This is a genomic window from Pelodictyon luteolum DSM 273 (assembly GCF_000012485.1).
Taxonomy (GTDB): domain Bacteria; phylum Bacteroidota; class Chlorobiia; order Chlorobiales; family Chlorobiaceae; genus Chlorobium; species Chlorobium luteolum.
This window is the reverse complement of sequence record NC_007512.1, coordinates 209,362-224,812: the sequence shown is the minus strand read 5'-3', so window position 1 is coordinate 224,812 and position 15,451 is coordinate 209,362. Positions and strand designations below refer to the sequence as shown.

The window sequence follows — 15,451 nt, the reverse complement described above, 5'->3', positions numbered from 1 at the left end:
CGAGTTAGAGCCATTCGCTGGGTGGTCCTGCAAGCAACCGCGTGCGGACAAGAGCCACAGCGAAGATCCCTGCACTTTCCGCCCGGAGTATCGAGCGGCCGAAGGACATCTCCCTGAAGCCCGTCTCACTTGCGGCCTCGACTTCGCCCGGCGTGAAGCCACCCTCTCCGCCTATCAGGAAAAGTACCTTTTTCCCCGGAAAGTCCAGCTCGGGAACCACTCCTGAACCCTCATAGGGAATCAGCCGGAGGTCGTATCCCTTGAGCCCGAGAGCCTCCCTGAACGAGAGGGGCTCATGGAGCACGGGAAGATGGAACCGCCCCGACTGGCGTGCGGCGGAGAGCATGATGTTGCGCCACCGCTCCATTCGCCCTTTGAACCTCTCCCTGGGAGGCTGACTGACCGTACGCTGCGTCATCATCGGAATGACGCCCGATACGCCGAGCTCGGTGGCCTTCTCAAGGAAAAAGTCGAACCGCGCGGGCGCCTTGAGGAGTGAAATCGCCACCGTCACCCCGGTTGCAGGTCGCTCGACGACCGAGCGAGCGAGTATCTCACCCTCCAGCGAACGCTTCCCGACTGAGGTGATGAGAACTTCAAGAGAAAGTCCGCTTCCGTCGGTAACCCTGATGTGCTCTCCCTCTTTTTTGCGGAGCACCCGGCTGAGGTGGTGGAACTCGTCGCCCTCGATCATAAGCGACCGGACTGATGCAGCGACGCTGCCTTCTGGAACGTAAAACAACTCCATAACGATTTCTTTCACTCTTTTGCCGCCAGGGCGACAGCTGCAAGGGATACCGATCCGGCGCCCGCCTCGATGAGGGCTTCGGCAGCTGCTGCCATGGTGGAGCCGGTGGTCACCACGTCGTCGACAAGCAGCACACGGGCCCCGCCGGTAACCCCCGACGCCCGGAACGCCCCTGCCAGGTTTTTTCGCCGGTCAACAGCGGCAAGACCGGTCTGGGATACAGTATGGCGCGTACGGACAAGCAGCTTTCCCATGACAGGCGTTGCCATAACGGCGCCGATGCCTTCAGCGATTTTTTCAGCCTGATTATATGTTCTTTCCGTTTTCTTCATCCGGTGGAGAGGAACCGGCACGATGCAGTCAACCACCACCTCACCGCCGCTGCCGACCAGCATCCACTCCCCGAGTTCCCGACCGAACACACCGCCGAGCGCATGCACGCCCCCGTACTTCATCATATGCAGTGCCTCCTGGAGCGGACTCCCCTTGTGAAACAGGTAGCGGCACCATCCCTGGCGAAACACGAACCCGGAACCGAACCGCCCGGCAATAGAGGCCCGAAGCATCGTTTCGCTCTCCAGAGGAGAGGCAAAGGGGGAGAACTCCTGGCGGCAGGTGTTGCAGCACATCTCCTCACCCTCACCAAGCAGGGCCGAGCATACCACGCAGACATCGGGAAAAAGCAGATGGAGCATTTCGTTGCCGAAGGCGCCGCCCATCATTCACCGCTGAAGCAGAGAGCAGCCGCTCCATGCATGCCGGCCCGGTTGCCGAGCTCGGCCCTGACGACTGAAAGTCCATCGTGCATGGAAGGCAGGGTAGATCGCTGCAGTGCCGCGAGGGCTGGTTTCAGGAGGAGATCTCCGGCCGCCGAAATCCCGCCTCCGACGACAAACTTCCTGATATCCATAAGCGCAGTGACGCTTGCAAGCCCTGTGCCGAGTATGGAACCGACCCGGGTCCATACGTCCTTCGCCGCAAGGTCCCCTTCAAGCGCTGCAGTTTCGAGATGACGCGGCGAAAGCGAAGCCCAGTCATTGCCGCAGAGAGCTCCGACTGAAGACGGAGAGGGGTGCTCGGCGATCATCCGCCGCGCCATCTCCACCAGACGGTCCTTGCCGATGAGTCCTTCAAGCGTACCGCGGATGCCGGCATGGAGTGAGGAGCCATTGTAATCGACAATCATGAACCCGACCTCTCCAGCCGTTCCATTCGGCCCGCGGTAGAGCTTATGGTTGAGAACGATGCCGCCGCCGACTCCGGTGCCAAGCGTCACCATGAGAAAGTCTGGAAATGCCCGACCCGCTCCGTAGACTGCTTCGCCGTATGCGGCGGCGTTTGCGTCGTTGTCGAGGAACACCTCACAGTCGATACCGGGGCCACTGTGGAGGCGCTGCTGCAGTTCACGCCTCAGTTCGATGACCTCCCAGCCGGGAAGGTTGGGCGGATGGCTGAGGGTGCCCCGGAGGCAGTCCACTGCACCCGGGGCACCGAGGCCGATGCCCCTGAATTCGGCAGGATCGAGCGTGACCGATGCACTCCGGTAGAGGTCTGCTGCTGTCGCAGCAATAAGGTCGAGCACACCGCTGGAACCCTGCAGGGCTTCTGTGGGGACGGTGGTTTCAGTGATGATGCCGGCGGTCCGGCCGGCAACTGCGGCCTTGACGGCTGTGCCCCCGAGATCTATGCCGATGGCCCATTGGGACATATGCCGCGATTCCTGCTGTTAACTGTTAAAAGGCCTGATGAACTTCCTGCCGTGGGTGCCGGAACTGAAGAAATCGAGGATTTCCATGACTTCAGGCTCTTCGGGAAACTCCTGACGCACTTTTTCAAGTCCGTTGGAGAGCAGGAGCCCGGACTGGAACAGCACCCGGTAGATATCCCTGATGCGGGTGATTTTTTCCGGCGTGAACCCCCTGCGTTTCAGTCCTATGGCGTTCAGCCCCTCATAGCGGAATGAGGCGTGGCCGCCGGCCATGACGAAGGGCGGCACGTCAAGGGCAGCGCGCGAAATCCCGCCGACCATCGCATAGCGCCCGATGCGCACAAACTGGTGAATGCCGGCAAGCCCGCCGACAACGGCATAGTCCCCCACTTCGCAGTGCCCGCCGAACTGCACCGAATTGGCAACCACCACATGGTTGCCGATCACGCAGTCGTGGCCGAAGTGCACATAGGACATGATCAGGTTGTCGGAACCGACCACGGTTTTGCCGCTGGCCATGGTGCCGCGGTTGATGGTGACGCACTCCCTGATGACCGTCCGGTCGCCGATGAAGAGCTCTGTTTTTTCGCCGTTGAACTTGAGATCCTGCGGCTCCGTGGCAAGCACCGCTCCGGCATGGATCCGGCAACCGGCACCGATGCGTGCTCCGGAAGCAATCTGGACATGAGGGGCGATGGTTGTACCCTCGCCGATTGTGACATCGTCTTCAATGACCGTGTAGGGGCCGACCGTGACGCCGTCACCGAGAACTGCAGTCTCGGCGATGACCGCTGTGGGGTGGATGCTCTTCTGCATTGGGGATTATTCCTTCATTTGTTCAAACTCTTTAGCAAGCCCGGGCCGGTTCAAGACATGCGAAAGGGTGTCGATCACCCGGTTCGCCTCGTCAATCCTGCCAAGGGCCCGATAGGCCTGGGCAAGAGTAAAAAACAAGCGCGGGTCGGAACCGGGCGATGACAGGCTGCCCAGTTTTTCAAGATACGAAATATACGCCGATGCCCGATCTTTTTCACCAAGCCGGACATACAGGGAGACGACAGAGCCTGCCAGTTCGGGATTGAGCGGATAGCGCCCGGGCGGCAGCATGGAGGTCGCCCGGTCAAGGACCCGCAGCGCAAGCACCCGACGCTGAACAAAATACTCATGACCCGATGAATCCCGGACCGGGAGCGCAGCGCCCTCTGAACCAGCCAGTTCAAGCGCCAGACGGATGAAGAGCGGCGAATAGTTGGCCGACAGCCGCCTTGCGGTTTCCTCGATATTGACCGAAGGATTGCCGAGGTTGCGGTACCGGTAGGTCTGCATCAGGTTCCGGTAAAGCAGCGCAGGATCGGCAAAACTCATCGGGTCGGGGCTTTGGAGAGGCACGACCCGGTAGACGAGGCCGTCGAGGCGAAGGAACCGCTCAAGGCCGATCATGCCGTCGGGATCGACCGTCAGAGCGAAACAGAGCGGACGGCGCCCGAAGTTCTGGGTTACGATGTCGTACACGGCAAGATCCTGCGGGCGGAGATACCCCTGGCCTCCATAGACCAGCCCCGGCTTCAGCTCCCACCGCATGGTGTCAAGCGGCGCGGAAGGCAGCGTGTATCTGTGGCGCTCGGCATCGGCTTTGAGGGCTCGGGCCGCATCTCTGGAAGGAAGCGATACTGCGACCGGCTCGATCGGGACGTAGGTGATGTTCCGGAGCTCCTCGTCCGTCAGGCCGAACGAGACACGCTCGGCCCCCCTCGGGGAGGTGTTTTTCAACTGCAGGAGATACCATCCCGTATTGGCAAGACTCAGGTTAACCACCCGGACATCCGTACGGATCCCCTCAACCTCCTGCAGGTACCAGAGGGGAAAGGTGTCGTTATCACCGTTGGTGAAGAGGATGGCGTTCGGAGGGCAGCTTTCGAGAATATTCCACCCCCAGTCCCACGGGACATAATTCCCCGACCGGTCATGGCTGTGGTAGTTGGCCATGAGCATGCGCGCATCGACCAGCATGACCGCCAAGCCGACCGTCACAAGGGCAGCAAGAAGACGCGTGGAGGAACCTGGCTTCTTCAGGAGCGATACGGTCCCGTACCACAGGCTTTCGATGCCGATGCCGATCCAGAGCGCAAAGGCGAAAAAGCTGCCGACATAGCTGTAGTCCCGCTCACGCGGCTGCGGTTCCGTCTGGTTGAGATAAACCACCAGCGCGGCCCCCGTCAGGATGAAAAGCGCCGTTACAACCAGCCCCATCTTCCACTGCCGCCGGAAATGGGCGAACGCACCGCCGAGGCCGAGCAGGAACGGCAGACCCCAGAGCACCGACCAGTCGACCCCGGCTCCTTCCATCTGGTCCTGTCGGCCGATGAACTGCCAGCCGAGGTAGCGCAGATACATCCGGTCAAGCTGGTAGGAAAGAAAATAGTCAAGCTCGCTGCCGTACTGCTGGTAATGATACTGATGGAGGGGCTCGGGCGACCACCGCCTCGGCCAGAGCGGCATCTGGCCGTACTGCTCGCGGTTCAGGTAGGAGAAGAACGCATCGGGGGTCGAAGGGTTGTTTTCGTTGATCGGCGGGCCTGCCTGCGCCCTGACGTAGATAAGGCCGTAGGAGGTGTAGCCGATGATGATGAGAAGCACCGACATCACAAGCGTATTGGCCATCGCCATCCGTGCCCTCTGGGTCTGCCATGCAGCCCAGCCGAGAGCGGAGAGCAGAACGAGCAGGCCACCCCACGATGCAATCTGGAGAAGCACAGGGATCCCTTTGATGATCAGGGTGTAGATAAGGAAAAACAGCCCGGATGAGGCAAGTGCGAGGATGGCAAGCGACTTCAGCGTGACTTCGAAACGGCGGAAGTAATAGGCCAGCGCAATGGCAAACAGGGCGAGCAGACTCAACAGGTGAACGCCGATGGAGAGGCCGATCATATACATTGCCAGGAGCAGCCATCGCTCATGACCCTCCCGGGGGTACTCTTCGTACCAGCGGAGGATCAGCCAGACCACCACGGCCGTAAAGAGCGAAGAGGCTGCGTAAACCTCTGTTTCGACAGCATTGAACCAGAAACTGTCTGAAAAGGCAAGTGCGAGTGCGCCGATGACGGCACCGCCGTATGCGGCTGTTTTTTCAGCTCCATCCCAGTCCGTTGGCGCAGTACCCCGGTAGAGGATGATGAGACGGACGGTGATGAGGTAGGTGAGCGATATCGTCGCCGCCGAAGAGAGCACGCTGATGAGGTTGACCCGGGCTCCGACGTCACCGAAGAAGGGGAGCATCGAAAACAGGCGGCCGGTGAGCAGGAAGAGCGGCGCCCCGGGAGGATGCGGCACACCGAGGGTTCTGGCGGTGGCGATGAACTCCCCGCAGTCCCAGAACGAAAGGGTCGGGGCCATGGTCAGGAGGTAGACGGCGCCCGTCAGAACAAAAAGAAGTGCGGCAATGGAGCGGTTGACTGCCCGGTGTGTCATGGATGCCTTGCTGGTTAACGGTCACGGAATGAACTCTTCGGCCATGAGATCGGCGAAAAGGAACCCCTCGTCTGTCAGGTACAGCTTTCCCCCCTCTTCACGCATCCACCCTTTTGCATTGAACTGCGCTACAGCCTCGGAAAGCCGATGCCCTAATTTATGCGCTTTTCGCAAAAACCCAACATCGAGCCCGCGGTTTATGCGGAGCGTAAGAAAGACCTCCTCGATGAAGCGTTCTCGCCCTCCGAGCTCCTCACGGAACCCTTCAGCCGACCCTGGACGAAGCAGGTAGTCCGAGAGGCTCGGTGTGTTTGCCATTCGGACCTCGCCCGACGGGCTGCGGATGAAGCTGTGCGCAGAGGGACCGAACCCGATATATGGCTGCCGCTCCCAGCTCGCGAGGTTGTAGCGTGACTGGTGAGATGGCAGGGCAAAGTTGGAGATCTCGTACTGTACGAACCCCGCAGCGGGCAACACATTCTGGGCGTGGCGGTAGCAGTCGGCCTGCAGTGCGTCCCCGGGCACCGATACACTGCCTGCCTGCACGTCCCGGTGCATGATGGTTTTCGGCTCGACTGAAAGCATATAGACTGAAACGTGATGGGGAGAAAGAGAGATGGCGGTCGAAAGATCGCTTTGCCATGCGGGGAGATCTTCGCCCGGCACACCGCAGATCAAGTCCACGCTGAGGGATCCGAACAGTGCCGAGGCCGCCCGGACGGCCTCGGCGCCTTCAACGGGCGAATGCGCACGGCCGAGAGCCCGGAGTTTTGAGGCTGAGAAGGACTGCACGCCGAGACTGATGCGGGTTACACCGGCCTGACTGAGTTCCGGAAGGGCGGCCGCATCTTCAGGGTTGGCCTCAAGAGCGATCTCGATGCCCTCCTCGAACGAAGCAAGACCCGCAACCTGCTCAAGCCACCGGCCGAGAAGCCGCGCCGGCGCAAGCGAAGGAGTGCCGCCCCCGAAATGGATGGCGCCGATGCTTTGAGCCTTAAACAGATCGGCCTTCGCCGCCGTCTCTTTTTCGAGCGCCAGAAAGAACGACTCGAGGAGGCCGGTTCCAGACACGAGATAGAAGTCGCAGTACGGGCACCGTTTCCTGCAGAAAGGGATGTGCACATACAGGCTCAGCATGGCAATCGGGTGGAAATCCGCCAGCAGTGCGGCGGAGCGGTTCAGCGGAGGATGTGGGCGGTAACGGCCTCGTAAAGGTCGTCGGCCACGAACTCAGGCACCACGCCCAGACGGCGGCAGATCTCCTCCTCGTTATGGCCGGTACGGACAAGTATGGGATGAAGCGAAGCGCGAAGACCGCACTCGACGTCAATCAGCTTGTCGCCGATGAAAAACGATGCATCGCGGTCAACAGTGAGACCTTCGGCCTTGAAATCAGCGATTGCACGCTCGACCATCCCGGTCTCCGGTTTGCGGCAGCCGGCGAACCGGTCGTATTCCGGATGGGGGTGCTGGGGGTGCGACGGGCAATAGTAGCAGCGGTCGAAGGATGCGCCGGCTTCTGTCAGCAGTTCGTTGAGGTACAAATTGACATCCTCCACCTGCTCGACGGTGGCGATGCCGCGGGCGATACCCGCCTGATTGGAAATGATGACGATGCGGAACCCGGCGGCCTTCGCCAGGGCCACTGCTTCGCCAGCCCGTGCAATCAGCTTCAGCTGAGGCCGTGTTGCAACGTAGGAGCCGGTGTCTTCATTGATGGTGCCGTCGCGATCGAGGAACAGGACCTTGATTGTTTCTGTCATCGTTCAGTTCCCCAACAGTTCGCGGTAGAGCCCGGCATACTCTTCTGCAGCACCCTTCCATGCGAAATCACGCGTCATCGCCCGCATGACAAGTTCCTGCCACCGTTCGCTGTCATGGTATAAGCCGATGGCCTCATGCAGCTTCGAAACAAGCGCATCGGGTGTGTACTCTCGGAAAATGAACCCTGAGCCCCCGCCCTCACTCACCTCGTCAATGGTCTCGACGATGCCGCCGCCGGCATAGGCGACTGGAATGGTGCCGTAGCTCATGGCGAACATCTGGAGCATCCCGCACGACTCGATTTTACCTGCCATCACGAGCATGTCAAGTCCGGCAATGGCAAGATGGAGAAAACTTTCGGGGCAGTCAGTGCTGAGGCTCACCCGGTCCGGATGCGCGTCGGCAAAATCCCTGAATGATTTTTCATATTTCTTGTCCCCGGCACCGCAGATCAGGAGGTGGATATCGAGAGCGACAAGCTTTTTCAGGCTTTTTTCAATGAGCACCGCACCCTGGAAGTCGTCAAAGTGCATGATCACTCCGACAACAGGCCTCCCGTCTTCAAACGGCATGTGCACCTCTTCGGAAAGGGCTGCACGGTTGTCAAGCTTGCCATCCATGCGGTCGGTGGCGAAGCGCTTCTTGATCAGTTTATCCGTCGAGGGGTTCCACTGGCGAGTATCGATGCCATTGACGATGCCGTGGAGGATTCCGTTCTGTCCGGCAAGAATCTGCTGGAGCCCGCAACCCGGAATCTCGTCATGAAGGATTTCATCGGCATGGAGTTTCGATGTGGTCGTGAGCATGTCGGCATTCTCGACGCCGGTATAGAGCATGTTGACGTTCTCTGCGCTCCTGTGGAGCGCACCGGAGACCTCTTCGGGAAGGAGTTTCTCGAATACCTTGAATGGAAGAACACCCTGGCGGTAGGCATTATGTATGGTCAACACGGTCTTTATGCCCTTGAAAAACTCATGGTCGCGGTAGACCGTCTTGAGCAACAGGGGAATGAGAGATGCGTACCAGTCGTGGCAATGGATGATGTCGGGCTTCCAGCCTAGACGCACGAGGGTCTCAAGGACACCGACGTTGAAAAAGATTACCTTTTCGGTATTGCCTTTCAGGTCGTTTCCAAGATAAACATCGGTAAAGAGCCCGTTGCGCTTGAAGTACTTCTCGTTATATAGGAAATAGGTCTGTATCTTGCTGGAAGGCAGGGCGGTCACCTTGACATTGAGCATGTCGGTCTTCTCCCTGAGCGGGACCTCAATGTCGGACAGCCGCAGGACATCATGCAAGCGGAACTTGCGGTCGTTGATGGTTCCATACTTCGGCATCATGATGCGGGCCTCAAAACCTTCCTCCTCGAGAGCCTGGGGGAACGATGCCATGAAATCAGCCAGGGCGCTGGTTCTTACAAATGGGGATACTTCGCCGGAGACATAAAGAACCTTATAGTTTCGTCTGGACATCTAAGGGACAATCGATCTATATTTTTTCACCAAAAACTTTCATAGAACTGCTTTAGTTTTTAATTTACGAATTTTCATCGTCACATACAATTTAGCCGGGCTGAGGCGTCAACCGAACATCACGTACATGAAGGGCACCACGCATATCCTTAAAGCCCTCCTGATCCTTCTGGCCGTCGGAACCGCAGGTTGCGCATCAGACAAACCGCCGACCGGAGGCCTACCCGACCCCACGCCGAGGCAAGTCTTCTTCTCCGACCCCGACTCCGGTGCCGTAAACATCTCCCCCCGAAAGATCCGGTTTCTTTTCAGCCACCTGACAACCGCAAGGGAGCTGCTCTATTCGCTGCATTTCTCGCCGCAGGTGGACAACTACCATGTCACGGTGAACGGCATGGAGGGAGAGATCGACATCTTCAGCCCGCTCAGACCGAACCAGACCTACATCGTAACCCTCAACAAGCGTCTCTTCGAGAGCTATACGCTTCCCTTTTCAACCGGCCCCCAGATCGATACGTCCCTCGTACGCGGTAGGGTCTTCAATGAAGACATGACGCCATCCGCCTCGGCATTCGTCCTGGCGTACAGGTTGAGGGATGGAGAAAAAAGGGCACCGGACATGCGCCAGGCCAAGCCCGACTATCTTGCACAGACTGACGGCTCGGGGAACTTCAGCTTCCGGCACCTCAAGAAAGGCGCCTACAGTCTGCTTGCGGTGAACGACAGCAACGGCGACATGCGCTGGGACCGGCACCGCGAAGCAATCGGCATCACGACTGCCGCCGTCGTCCATCCCGACACCACGCGCCACATCATCAGGATGGGCGGCATCGACAGTGAAACAAGCGGAATGTCGGCATGCCGTCCGCTTGAGAGGAACAGGCTTGAACTCACCTTCACCAGTCCGGTCGACGTGGCGACCTTCAACCCCGGAGCGGTCACCATCAACAATCCGCGTACCGGCAAAAGCGTCCCGGTGCTTGACTGGTTCAGCAGCACCGGCAGCAGCGTAAGCCGGCGCATCACCATCCTCACCGGCAGGCTCGATACCGGAGGTCCTTCCCTCATCAGCATCCACGGAAGAGAAGGACAGGCTATCAGCTTCTGGCCGACAAGACACACCGTCGAAAAGCTACCCATCCGGGTGACCTTCAGTCCTGCCGACAAAAGCCGACCCGGATATCAGGGCGCCGACATTCCATGCAGCCCGGAAGCTGTTGTCCTGCGCTTCTCCGAGCCGGTCCCGGAAACCATCGTCGGAAGCGCGGCAAGCCTTTCCATAGAGGGTGATGACTCCCCCGTTACACTTGACTGCCTTTTGAAGAAAATCGATGCAAAGACCTTTACCCTCCGTCCGAGAGAAGGGTTCCGTCCGGGAGCGACCTACCGGGCATCGGTCGATTCGGCGCTCGTCAACGGCATTGAAGTCCGGCCAGGCGCCAAGAGAACTACATTCTCGCGCTTCACGGCAGCCTCCCCCGATGACATGGGAAGCATCACAGGAAGCTGCAGGGCATCCGGCGGACCGGTCATCGTCGAAGCCAGAGGAACTGCGACATGGCGTACTGAAGCCACGAGGGACGCAACCGGGCGGTATGTATATGCATTTCCCGGGCTGCCCCCCGGCAGCTACGCCCTCAGCGCTTTCATCCCGTCCATGGCAAAAAAGGGCGGCGCCTGCATGCAGCAGCCGTATCCCGGCACGCTCTTCCCGTTCACTCCGGCAGACCCCTCCGCAGTCCATGAAGGCAGCGTCAGGGTCCGGGCCCAGTGGACGGCAGAAAACATCGACATCACGTTCACAAACGAAAAAACGGACCGAAACCCTACACCATGAGCACATCTTTCCGCATAGGACCCAATTCCATCATACAGACTGTTGCCGCACTTGAAGCCTCCTTCGGCAAAGCACAGGCCGAAGAGCTGCTGAAGAAAATCGGCCATAGTCACCTCATCGGAAACCTCCCCTCGGAGATGGTCGAGGAATCGAAATTCCACGCTCTCGTCACCGCCCTTGACACGGAAATCGGGTCCCAGAAAACTGGTGCGATCCTCGAGGAGTCGGGCAGCCGGACGGCGCAGTACCTCCTCCGGGTCCGCATCCCGGGACTTTTCCAGAAGTTCCTGAAGCTGCTCCCCGCAAGGCCGGCGTTCAACCTCTTTCTCTTCGCCATCAGCAAGAACGCCTGGACGTTTGCCGGCAGCGGAGACTTCAGCTATACCAACGCCAAAAAGCCCACCATCACCGTAGTAGTGACCCACCCCTCCGTACCGGTGGTCGGCAGCTTCTACCTCGGGACATTCACCTACCTGCTCGAGCAGCTCGTCAACCCTGCCGTGAAAATCAGGGCCGACGTCCGCCAGGAAGGCGAAAGCATCACCTGCCGCTACACCTGCAGCATCTGAATAGAGCTCCGGCAGTACCAACGTCCCGAAGCAGAGCGGAGGGAACATCATGCGCACGGAACGTAAGCGGACCGAAAGCACAAACCCCGCAGGCGCGGGGTTTGTGCTTATACTGAAAACGATGCGTTTACTGCCAGCCGCCGACGATTTCAAATATCTCGCGGTCGCCGATCGGAACTGGAACCGAAGACATAGGCGCCTCGGACAGAAGGTCCTCAGCGATCTGAAGGTAAGGCTGCAGGCACTCCTCCTTTCCCTCCTCGCTGTCATCCATGGCAAACAGGGTCTTTCCGGCAAAGCGGCTCCTGCGGATGAGTTCGTGGTAGGGAACCTTGGCAAGCAGCCTGGTGCCGACTTTCTCTGCGAACTGGTCGAGCATGTTGGTGCCGCCGCCCTTGGCATAGTCGACACGGTTGGCCACGATGCCGGCCAGCTTCACCTTGTAGCGGACGCTCTTCTGCTGGATGGCCATGCAGAGGCGGTTGGCGGCGAAAATGCTGTCGAAATCGTTGGTAGCTATGATGATGGCGTAATCGGCATAGTTCAGCGGAGCGCTGAAGCCTCCGCAGACAACGTCGCCGAGCACATCGAAAAGAATGACATCGTACTTGTCGTAGAGGCCGAGCTCCTGAAGCAGGGTGACGGATTCACCGACCACGTAGCCGCCGCAGCCGCTGCCGGCCGGGGGACCGCCCGCCTCAAGTCCGTCGATGCCGGCAAAACCGGTTTCGATGACATCCTCGGCAGTCAGTTCCTCATGATGGAAATCGACCTCTTCAAGAGCCTCGATGACGGTTTTCTGCAGCTTCCCGGTAATGGGGAACGTGCTGTCGTGCTTGGGGTCGCATCCGATCTGCAGCACCTTGGCGCCCTTGAGGGCGAGAGCTGCAGAGATGTTGGCGCTGGTGGTGCTTTTTCCGATGCCACCTTTGCCGTATACAGCCAGGACTAGACTCATAATGAAATCAGGGAATTGATTGATGAAATACCGTTCTATCCGCCAAGCGATTCCTTCGCCCGCCTGAACACTTCGACGCTCACCCTCGACTCGCCGTTTTCCTCTGCAAAGTTCTCGGTGTTCTTCCGCACTTTCTTGCGAACGAAGAAGGGAACCTTCTTCAACATGGTTTCGGCCTCGTCGGTCCATGCCATACCACCCTCTTCGGGTGCCGCAGCGGGAGTTGCCGTGCCGGCCGACAAGGGGGCGCTGCCGTTTTCCGAAGACGCTGAGGGCTCCTCATACTCAAGGCCCGCATCGCCGAAAAAGTCGATCAGATGCTTCTCAAGGCCGAGCTTGCAGGAAATATACACCCTGTCTGCAATGACATCGGCACCGTCAAACCCGAGGAACGGGTAGTAGCCGAGCAGATGGTTTTCGATATGGGTCGGGGGACAGACGACCATGCATGGCACATCCAGCTTGCGGCAGCTGTGACGCTCCATCTGGGTGCCGCAGACGAGGTCGGGCATTTCGTCTTCGATGACCTGTGCCACGTCCTGGAACCGCTCGGTGACCATCAGCGCACCTGGCAGATAGCCATCTAGTTCCTTACGGACCCAGTCCGCATGACGTTCGAGATAGGTGCCCGCACCGATGATCTGCATGCCGAGTTCGTCGCGCAGGAACTTGACCATGGCGACCGTAGTGGTGGCATCCCCGAACACGAACGCCTTCTTGTTGCTGAAGCTCTCCATGTCGGCTGTCCGGGCAAACCACGGTACGCCTGAAGGAGCGCTCATCCCGTCCAGAGAGAATGCGTGCAGTTCGGGCATTGCAATGGGCGTTGCCCCCTCTTTGGCGCCGACGGTGTTGAGTTTTTCAATAACGGCACGGAGCCAGCGGAGCGTGGGTTCGACGCCGAGCGGAGTGCCATACTCGGTCGGAACGCCGAACGTCTCTTCAAGATATGCGGCAGCCGTCTGTCCGATTTCACGGAAAGGAGCGATGGTGAGCCATGCCTCGGGAAGCCTTTTCAGGTCTGCGATGCCCGCCCCCCATGGGGCGACCACATTGACCTTCACGCCGAGTGTCGTCAGCAACCTGCGGATGCTGGTGAGGTTCGCCTTCAGGTGGAAACCGAGGGAGGTGAATCCCAGCAGGTTGACGGTCGGTGCCGCCGTCTTGGGTCCTTCTGCGGCATAGCGCTTCACCAGTGCGGTAAGCAGGCCGTCAGCGGCCTCGTTCTCGGTCACCCTGAACGGGTTGACCGCATAGACCATGAGCTTATCCTGCGGCACGCCAGACTGGGCGGCAAGCTGGTGGAGGTCCTCCTGAAGCAGTGCGGTGCTGCAGCTCGGGGCGATAACGGATAGCTCCGGGTGGTAGTGCTCTTCGACCTGCTGCAGGGTCGCCGGAAGGCGCGAAACGCCCTGGGCAAGGTCGCGGCCGCGGACCACGCTGATGGAGAGTGCCGGGAATTCAGGGGTTCTCTCGAGCATGGTGTAGGTTGCCGTAATATAGTCGTCGCCCTGCGGGGCATGGTAGACTGTGTGAACCCCTTTCATGCTGTTGGTGACACGGCTGATACCATGAAGGGCGGTGCCCTCGTAGAGCCAGAAAGCTAAGCGCATACTCGGTAACTTTTGTTATTGCATTTCCTGCAGGATACTTATTCGGCGGCCGGCATGACTCCTTCCAGCCAGACTGCCTTGTCGAACGCCGGGAGCTTCGAGCGCCTGTCGAGCGGTGAAACGAAGAGGTTGGCGAGGGTGATGACCCCGGACCAGCCGTGGATGGGCATCAGCATGAACTCCATGCTCCACTTGACAATGAAACCGTGCCCGACGAAAGGATTTGCCGTCATCAGCGAGGTGACGACCAGATCGGGGCGGAGCCGTTTGATATCCTCGAGCTGGCGGTGGAAGTTCGGCTGCTCGACCACGCGTACACCCTCAAGCGCCTTGAGCTCCTTGGCAAGAAATTTCTTGTTGATGTACGCACTGCTGCACTCCACGACTTCCGCACCGGCGCTTCTGAGGAAGCGGCCGAGCGGCAGCTCCATCATGGTATCGGCAGTCAGAAAGACTTTTTTGCCTTTCAGCATGGCCGTCTGGCGGCTGATTTTTTCCCATGCGGCCTTTTCACGATCGCGAAGGTCAACCTCTATGCCGAACTCGCGGGCGAGATCCTCCCAGAACACCCGGGTGCCGTCCGGACCGAACGGAAAGAGGGAATGGAGGGTCCGCGAACCGCGCTCGCGCTCAAGCTTCACGGCAACACGCGAGAGGTAGGGCTGGATGGGAGCAAGTATGGTATCGGGTCCGATGGCGGGCATCCGGTCGAAACGGGATTCAGGCAGGAACCCCCCGACCTTTATGCCAAGCTCTTCGGCTTCCGCACGGAGGTCGTCGGCGGTGGCGTCGTTGACAGAACCGAGGAAAACAACGCTCTTCTCGCCAGCCGGAGCCACCGGGCAATATGGAACTAGGGCGTGGAGGACCGAGTCTTCGGCCTGGGTGAAATTGTAGACAAGGCCGCTTGCGGGCACGAACAGCACCGGGGTTTGCTGAGTGCTGAGATGGTCGGCAAGACCCTTGAAGTCGACCTTCATGACCTCGGGGGTGCATGAGGAGAGGAGGAAGATGACCGAGGGATTGTGATCGGCCTTGATTTCAGCGATGACCTCGTCAAGGGTAGGCTCGTTCTTGGAAAGGTCACCCTCTTCAATCAGCGCGATGCCGAAACGCGGCTTTGCAAAGATCATCATGCCGAGGGCATTCTGAAGGAAGTGCGCGCAGGTGTGGGTGCCGAGGATGAGGAAGAAGCTGTCCCTGATCTTCTGGTACATCCAGCCGACCGAAGCCAGTCCGCAGAAACTGTGCGTTACATTATCCTCCTTGAGTATCTGGACATCACCGGGAACCTGCAGCATGGATTTTCCTCCT

At 59.3% G+C, this 15,451-nt stretch carries 13 protein-coding genes; 2 read left to right on the top strand and 11 right to left on the bottom strand.

Annotated features, from left to right (window positions below):
* Window positions 1-4: 4 nt before the first annotated feature.
* The 8 genes from PLUT_RS01190 to PLUT_RS01155 are packed head-to-tail and all read right to left on the bottom strand — an operon-like array spanning window position 5 to window position 9,160.
* On the bottom strand, window positions 5-748 hold the full coding sequence (locus PLUT_RS01190) for a 16S rRNA (uracil(1498)-N(3))-methyltransferase (protein WP_011356990.1): 744 nt from the start codon (window positions 746-748) through the stop codon (window positions 5-7).
* Between the two features lie 11 nt (window positions 749-759).
* Complete coding sequence (locus tag PLUT_RS01185) at window positions 760-1,470, bottom strand: ComF family protein (protein ID WP_011356989.1); 711 nt, start codon at window positions 1,468-1,470, stop codon at window positions 760-762.
* Window positions 1,467-2,456: an ROK family protein gene (locus PLUT_RS01180; protein WP_011356988.1), complete on the bottom strand. Its 990-nt coding sequence runs from the start codon at window positions 2,454-2,456 to the stop codon at window positions 1,467-1,469. Before PLUT_RS01180 ends, PLUT_RS01185 begins: the two co-directional genes overlap by 4 nt.
* 18 nt (window positions 2,457-2,474) lie before the next feature.
* Entirely contained in the window at window positions 2,475-3,272 is a 798-nt protein-coding gene (gene lpxA / locus PLUT_RS01175) for an acyl-ACP--UDP-N-acetylglucosamine O-acyltransferase (RefSeq protein ID WP_011356987.1), read from the bottom strand.
* A gap of 6 nt (window positions 3,273-3,278) precedes the next feature.
* On the bottom strand, window positions 3,279-5,924 hold the full coding sequence (locus tag PLUT_RS01170) for a glycosyltransferase family 117 protein (RefSeq protein ID WP_011356986.1): 2,646 nt from the start codon (window positions 5,922-5,924) through the stop codon (window positions 3,279-3,281).
* Between the two features lie 21 nt (window positions 5,925-5,945).
* Window positions 5,946-7,061: a radical SAM family heme chaperone HemW gene (gene hemW / locus PLUT_RS01165; protein ID WP_011356985.1), complete on the bottom strand. Its 1,116-nt coding sequence runs from the start codon at window positions 7,059-7,061 to the stop codon at window positions 5,946-5,948.
* 41 nt (window positions 7,062-7,102) lie between these two features.
* Entirely contained in the window at window positions 7,103-7,687 is a 585-nt protein-coding gene (locus tag PLUT_RS01160; RefSeq protein WP_011356984.1) for a D-glycero-alpha-D-manno-heptose-1,7-bisphosphate 7-phosphatase, read from the bottom strand.
* Between the two features lie 3 nt (window positions 7,688-7,690).
* Entirely contained in the window at window positions 7,691-9,160 is a 1,470-nt protein-coding gene (locus tag PLUT_RS01155; RefSeq protein ID WP_011356983.1) for a starch synthase, read from the bottom strand.
* Between the two features lie 127 nt (window positions 9,161-9,287).
* Between PLUT_RS01155 and PLUT_RS01150 the strand changes: the two genes are divergently transcribed.
* Together PLUT_RS01150 and bchJ are read left to right on the top strand one after the other, a co-directional pair.
* Window positions 9,288-10,997 (top strand): Ig-like domain-containing protein, encoded by a 1,710-nt coding sequence (locus tag PLUT_RS01150; RefSeq protein WP_011356982.1) that lies wholly within the window; start codon window positions 9,288-9,290, stop codon window positions 10,995-10,997.
* Window positions 10,994-11,566: a bacteriochlorophyll 4-vinyl reductase gene (gene bchJ, locus PLUT_RS01145; RefSeq protein ID WP_011356981.1), complete on the top strand. Its 573-nt coding sequence runs from the start codon at window positions 10,994-10,996 to the stop codon at window positions 11,564-11,566. The genes PLUT_RS01150 and bchJ overlap by 4 nt, the downstream gene beginning before the upstream one ends.
* Before the next feature lie 127 nt (window positions 11,567-11,693).
* Here the strand turns inward: bchJ and bchL are convergent, their stop codons facing one another.
* From bchL to bchN, 3 genes are read right to left on the bottom strand one after another with little or no spacing between them, the layout of a single operon-like run.
* Window positions 11,694-12,524 carry a ferredoxin:protochlorophyllide reductase (ATP-dependent) iron-sulfur ATP-binding protein gene (gene bchL / locus PLUT_RS01140; protein WP_011356980.1) on the bottom strand — a complete coding sequence of 277 codons (831 nt, stop codon included), beginning with the start codon at window positions 12,522-12,524 and terminating at the stop codon, window positions 11,694-11,696.
* Window positions 12,525-12,559: 35 nt separating this feature from the next.
* Window positions 12,560-14,137 carry a ferredoxin:protochlorophyllide reductase (ATP-dependent) subunit B gene (locus PLUT_RS01135; protein WP_011356979.1) on the bottom strand — a complete coding sequence of 526 codons (1,578 nt, stop codon included), beginning with the start codon at window positions 14,135-14,137 and terminating at the stop codon, window positions 12,560-12,562.
* A gap of 38 nt (window positions 14,138-14,175) precedes the next feature.
* A complete protein-coding gene (gene bchN, locus PLUT_RS01130; protein ID WP_011356978.1) occupies window positions 14,176-15,438 on the bottom strand; it encodes a ferredoxin:protochlorophyllide reductase (ATP-dependent) subunit N in 1,263 nt (420 codons plus the stop codon).
* Window positions 15,439-15,451: the final 13 nt, after the last annotated feature.

Bases quoted from the DNA above. Each gene is read 5' to 3' on its own strand.
- bchN (WP_011356978.1), bottom strand. From the start codon at position 15,438: ATGCTGCAGGTTCCCGGTGATGTCCAGATACTCAAGGAGGATAATGTA.
- hemW (WP_011356985.1), bottom strand. From the start codon at position 7,061: ATGCTGAGCCTGTATGTGCACATCCCTTTCTGCAGGAAACGGTGCCCG.
- PLUT_RS01160 (WP_011356984.1), bottom strand. From the start codon at position 7,687: ATGACAGAAACAATCAAGGTCCTGTTCCTCGATCGCGACGGCACCATC.
- PLUT_RS01135 (WP_011356979.1), bottom strand. From the start codon at position 14,137: ATGCGCTTAGCTTTCTGGCTCTACGAGGGCACCGCCCTTCATGGTATC.
- bchL (WP_011356980.1), bottom strand. From the start codon at position 12,524: ATGAGTCTAGTCCTGGCTGTATACGGCAAAGGTGGCATCGGAAAAAGC.
- PLUT_RS01185 (WP_011356989.1), bottom strand. From the start codon at position 1,470: ATGATGGGCGGCGCCTTCGGCAACGAAATGCTCCATCTGCTTTTTCCC.
- bchJ (WP_011356981.1), top strand. From the start codon at position 10,994: ATGAGCACATCTTTCCGCATAGGACCCAATTCCATCATACAGACTGTT.
- PLUT_RS01150 (WP_011356982.1), top strand. From the start codon at position 9,288: ATGAAGGGCACCACGCATATCCTTAAAGCCCTCCTGATCCTTCTGGCC.
- PLUT_RS01190 (WP_011356990.1), bottom strand. From the start codon at position 748: ATGGAGTTGTTTTACGTTCCAGAAGGCAGCGTCGCTGCATCAGTCCGG.
- PLUT_RS01180 (WP_011356988.1), bottom strand. From the start codon at position 2,456: ATGTCCCAATGGGCCATCGGCATAGATCTCGGGGGCACAGCCGTCAAG.
- PLUT_RS01155 (WP_011356983.1), bottom strand. From the start codon at position 9,160: ATGTCCAGACGAAACTATAAGGTTCTTTATGTCTCCGGCGAAGTATCC.
- lpxA (WP_011356987.1), bottom strand. From the start codon at position 3,272: ATGCAGAAGAGCATCCACCCCACAGCGGTCATCGCCGAGACTGCAGTT.
- PLUT_RS01170 (WP_011356986.1), bottom strand. From the start codon at position 5,924: ATGACACACCGGGCAGTCAACCGCTCCATTGCCGCACTTCTTTTTGTT.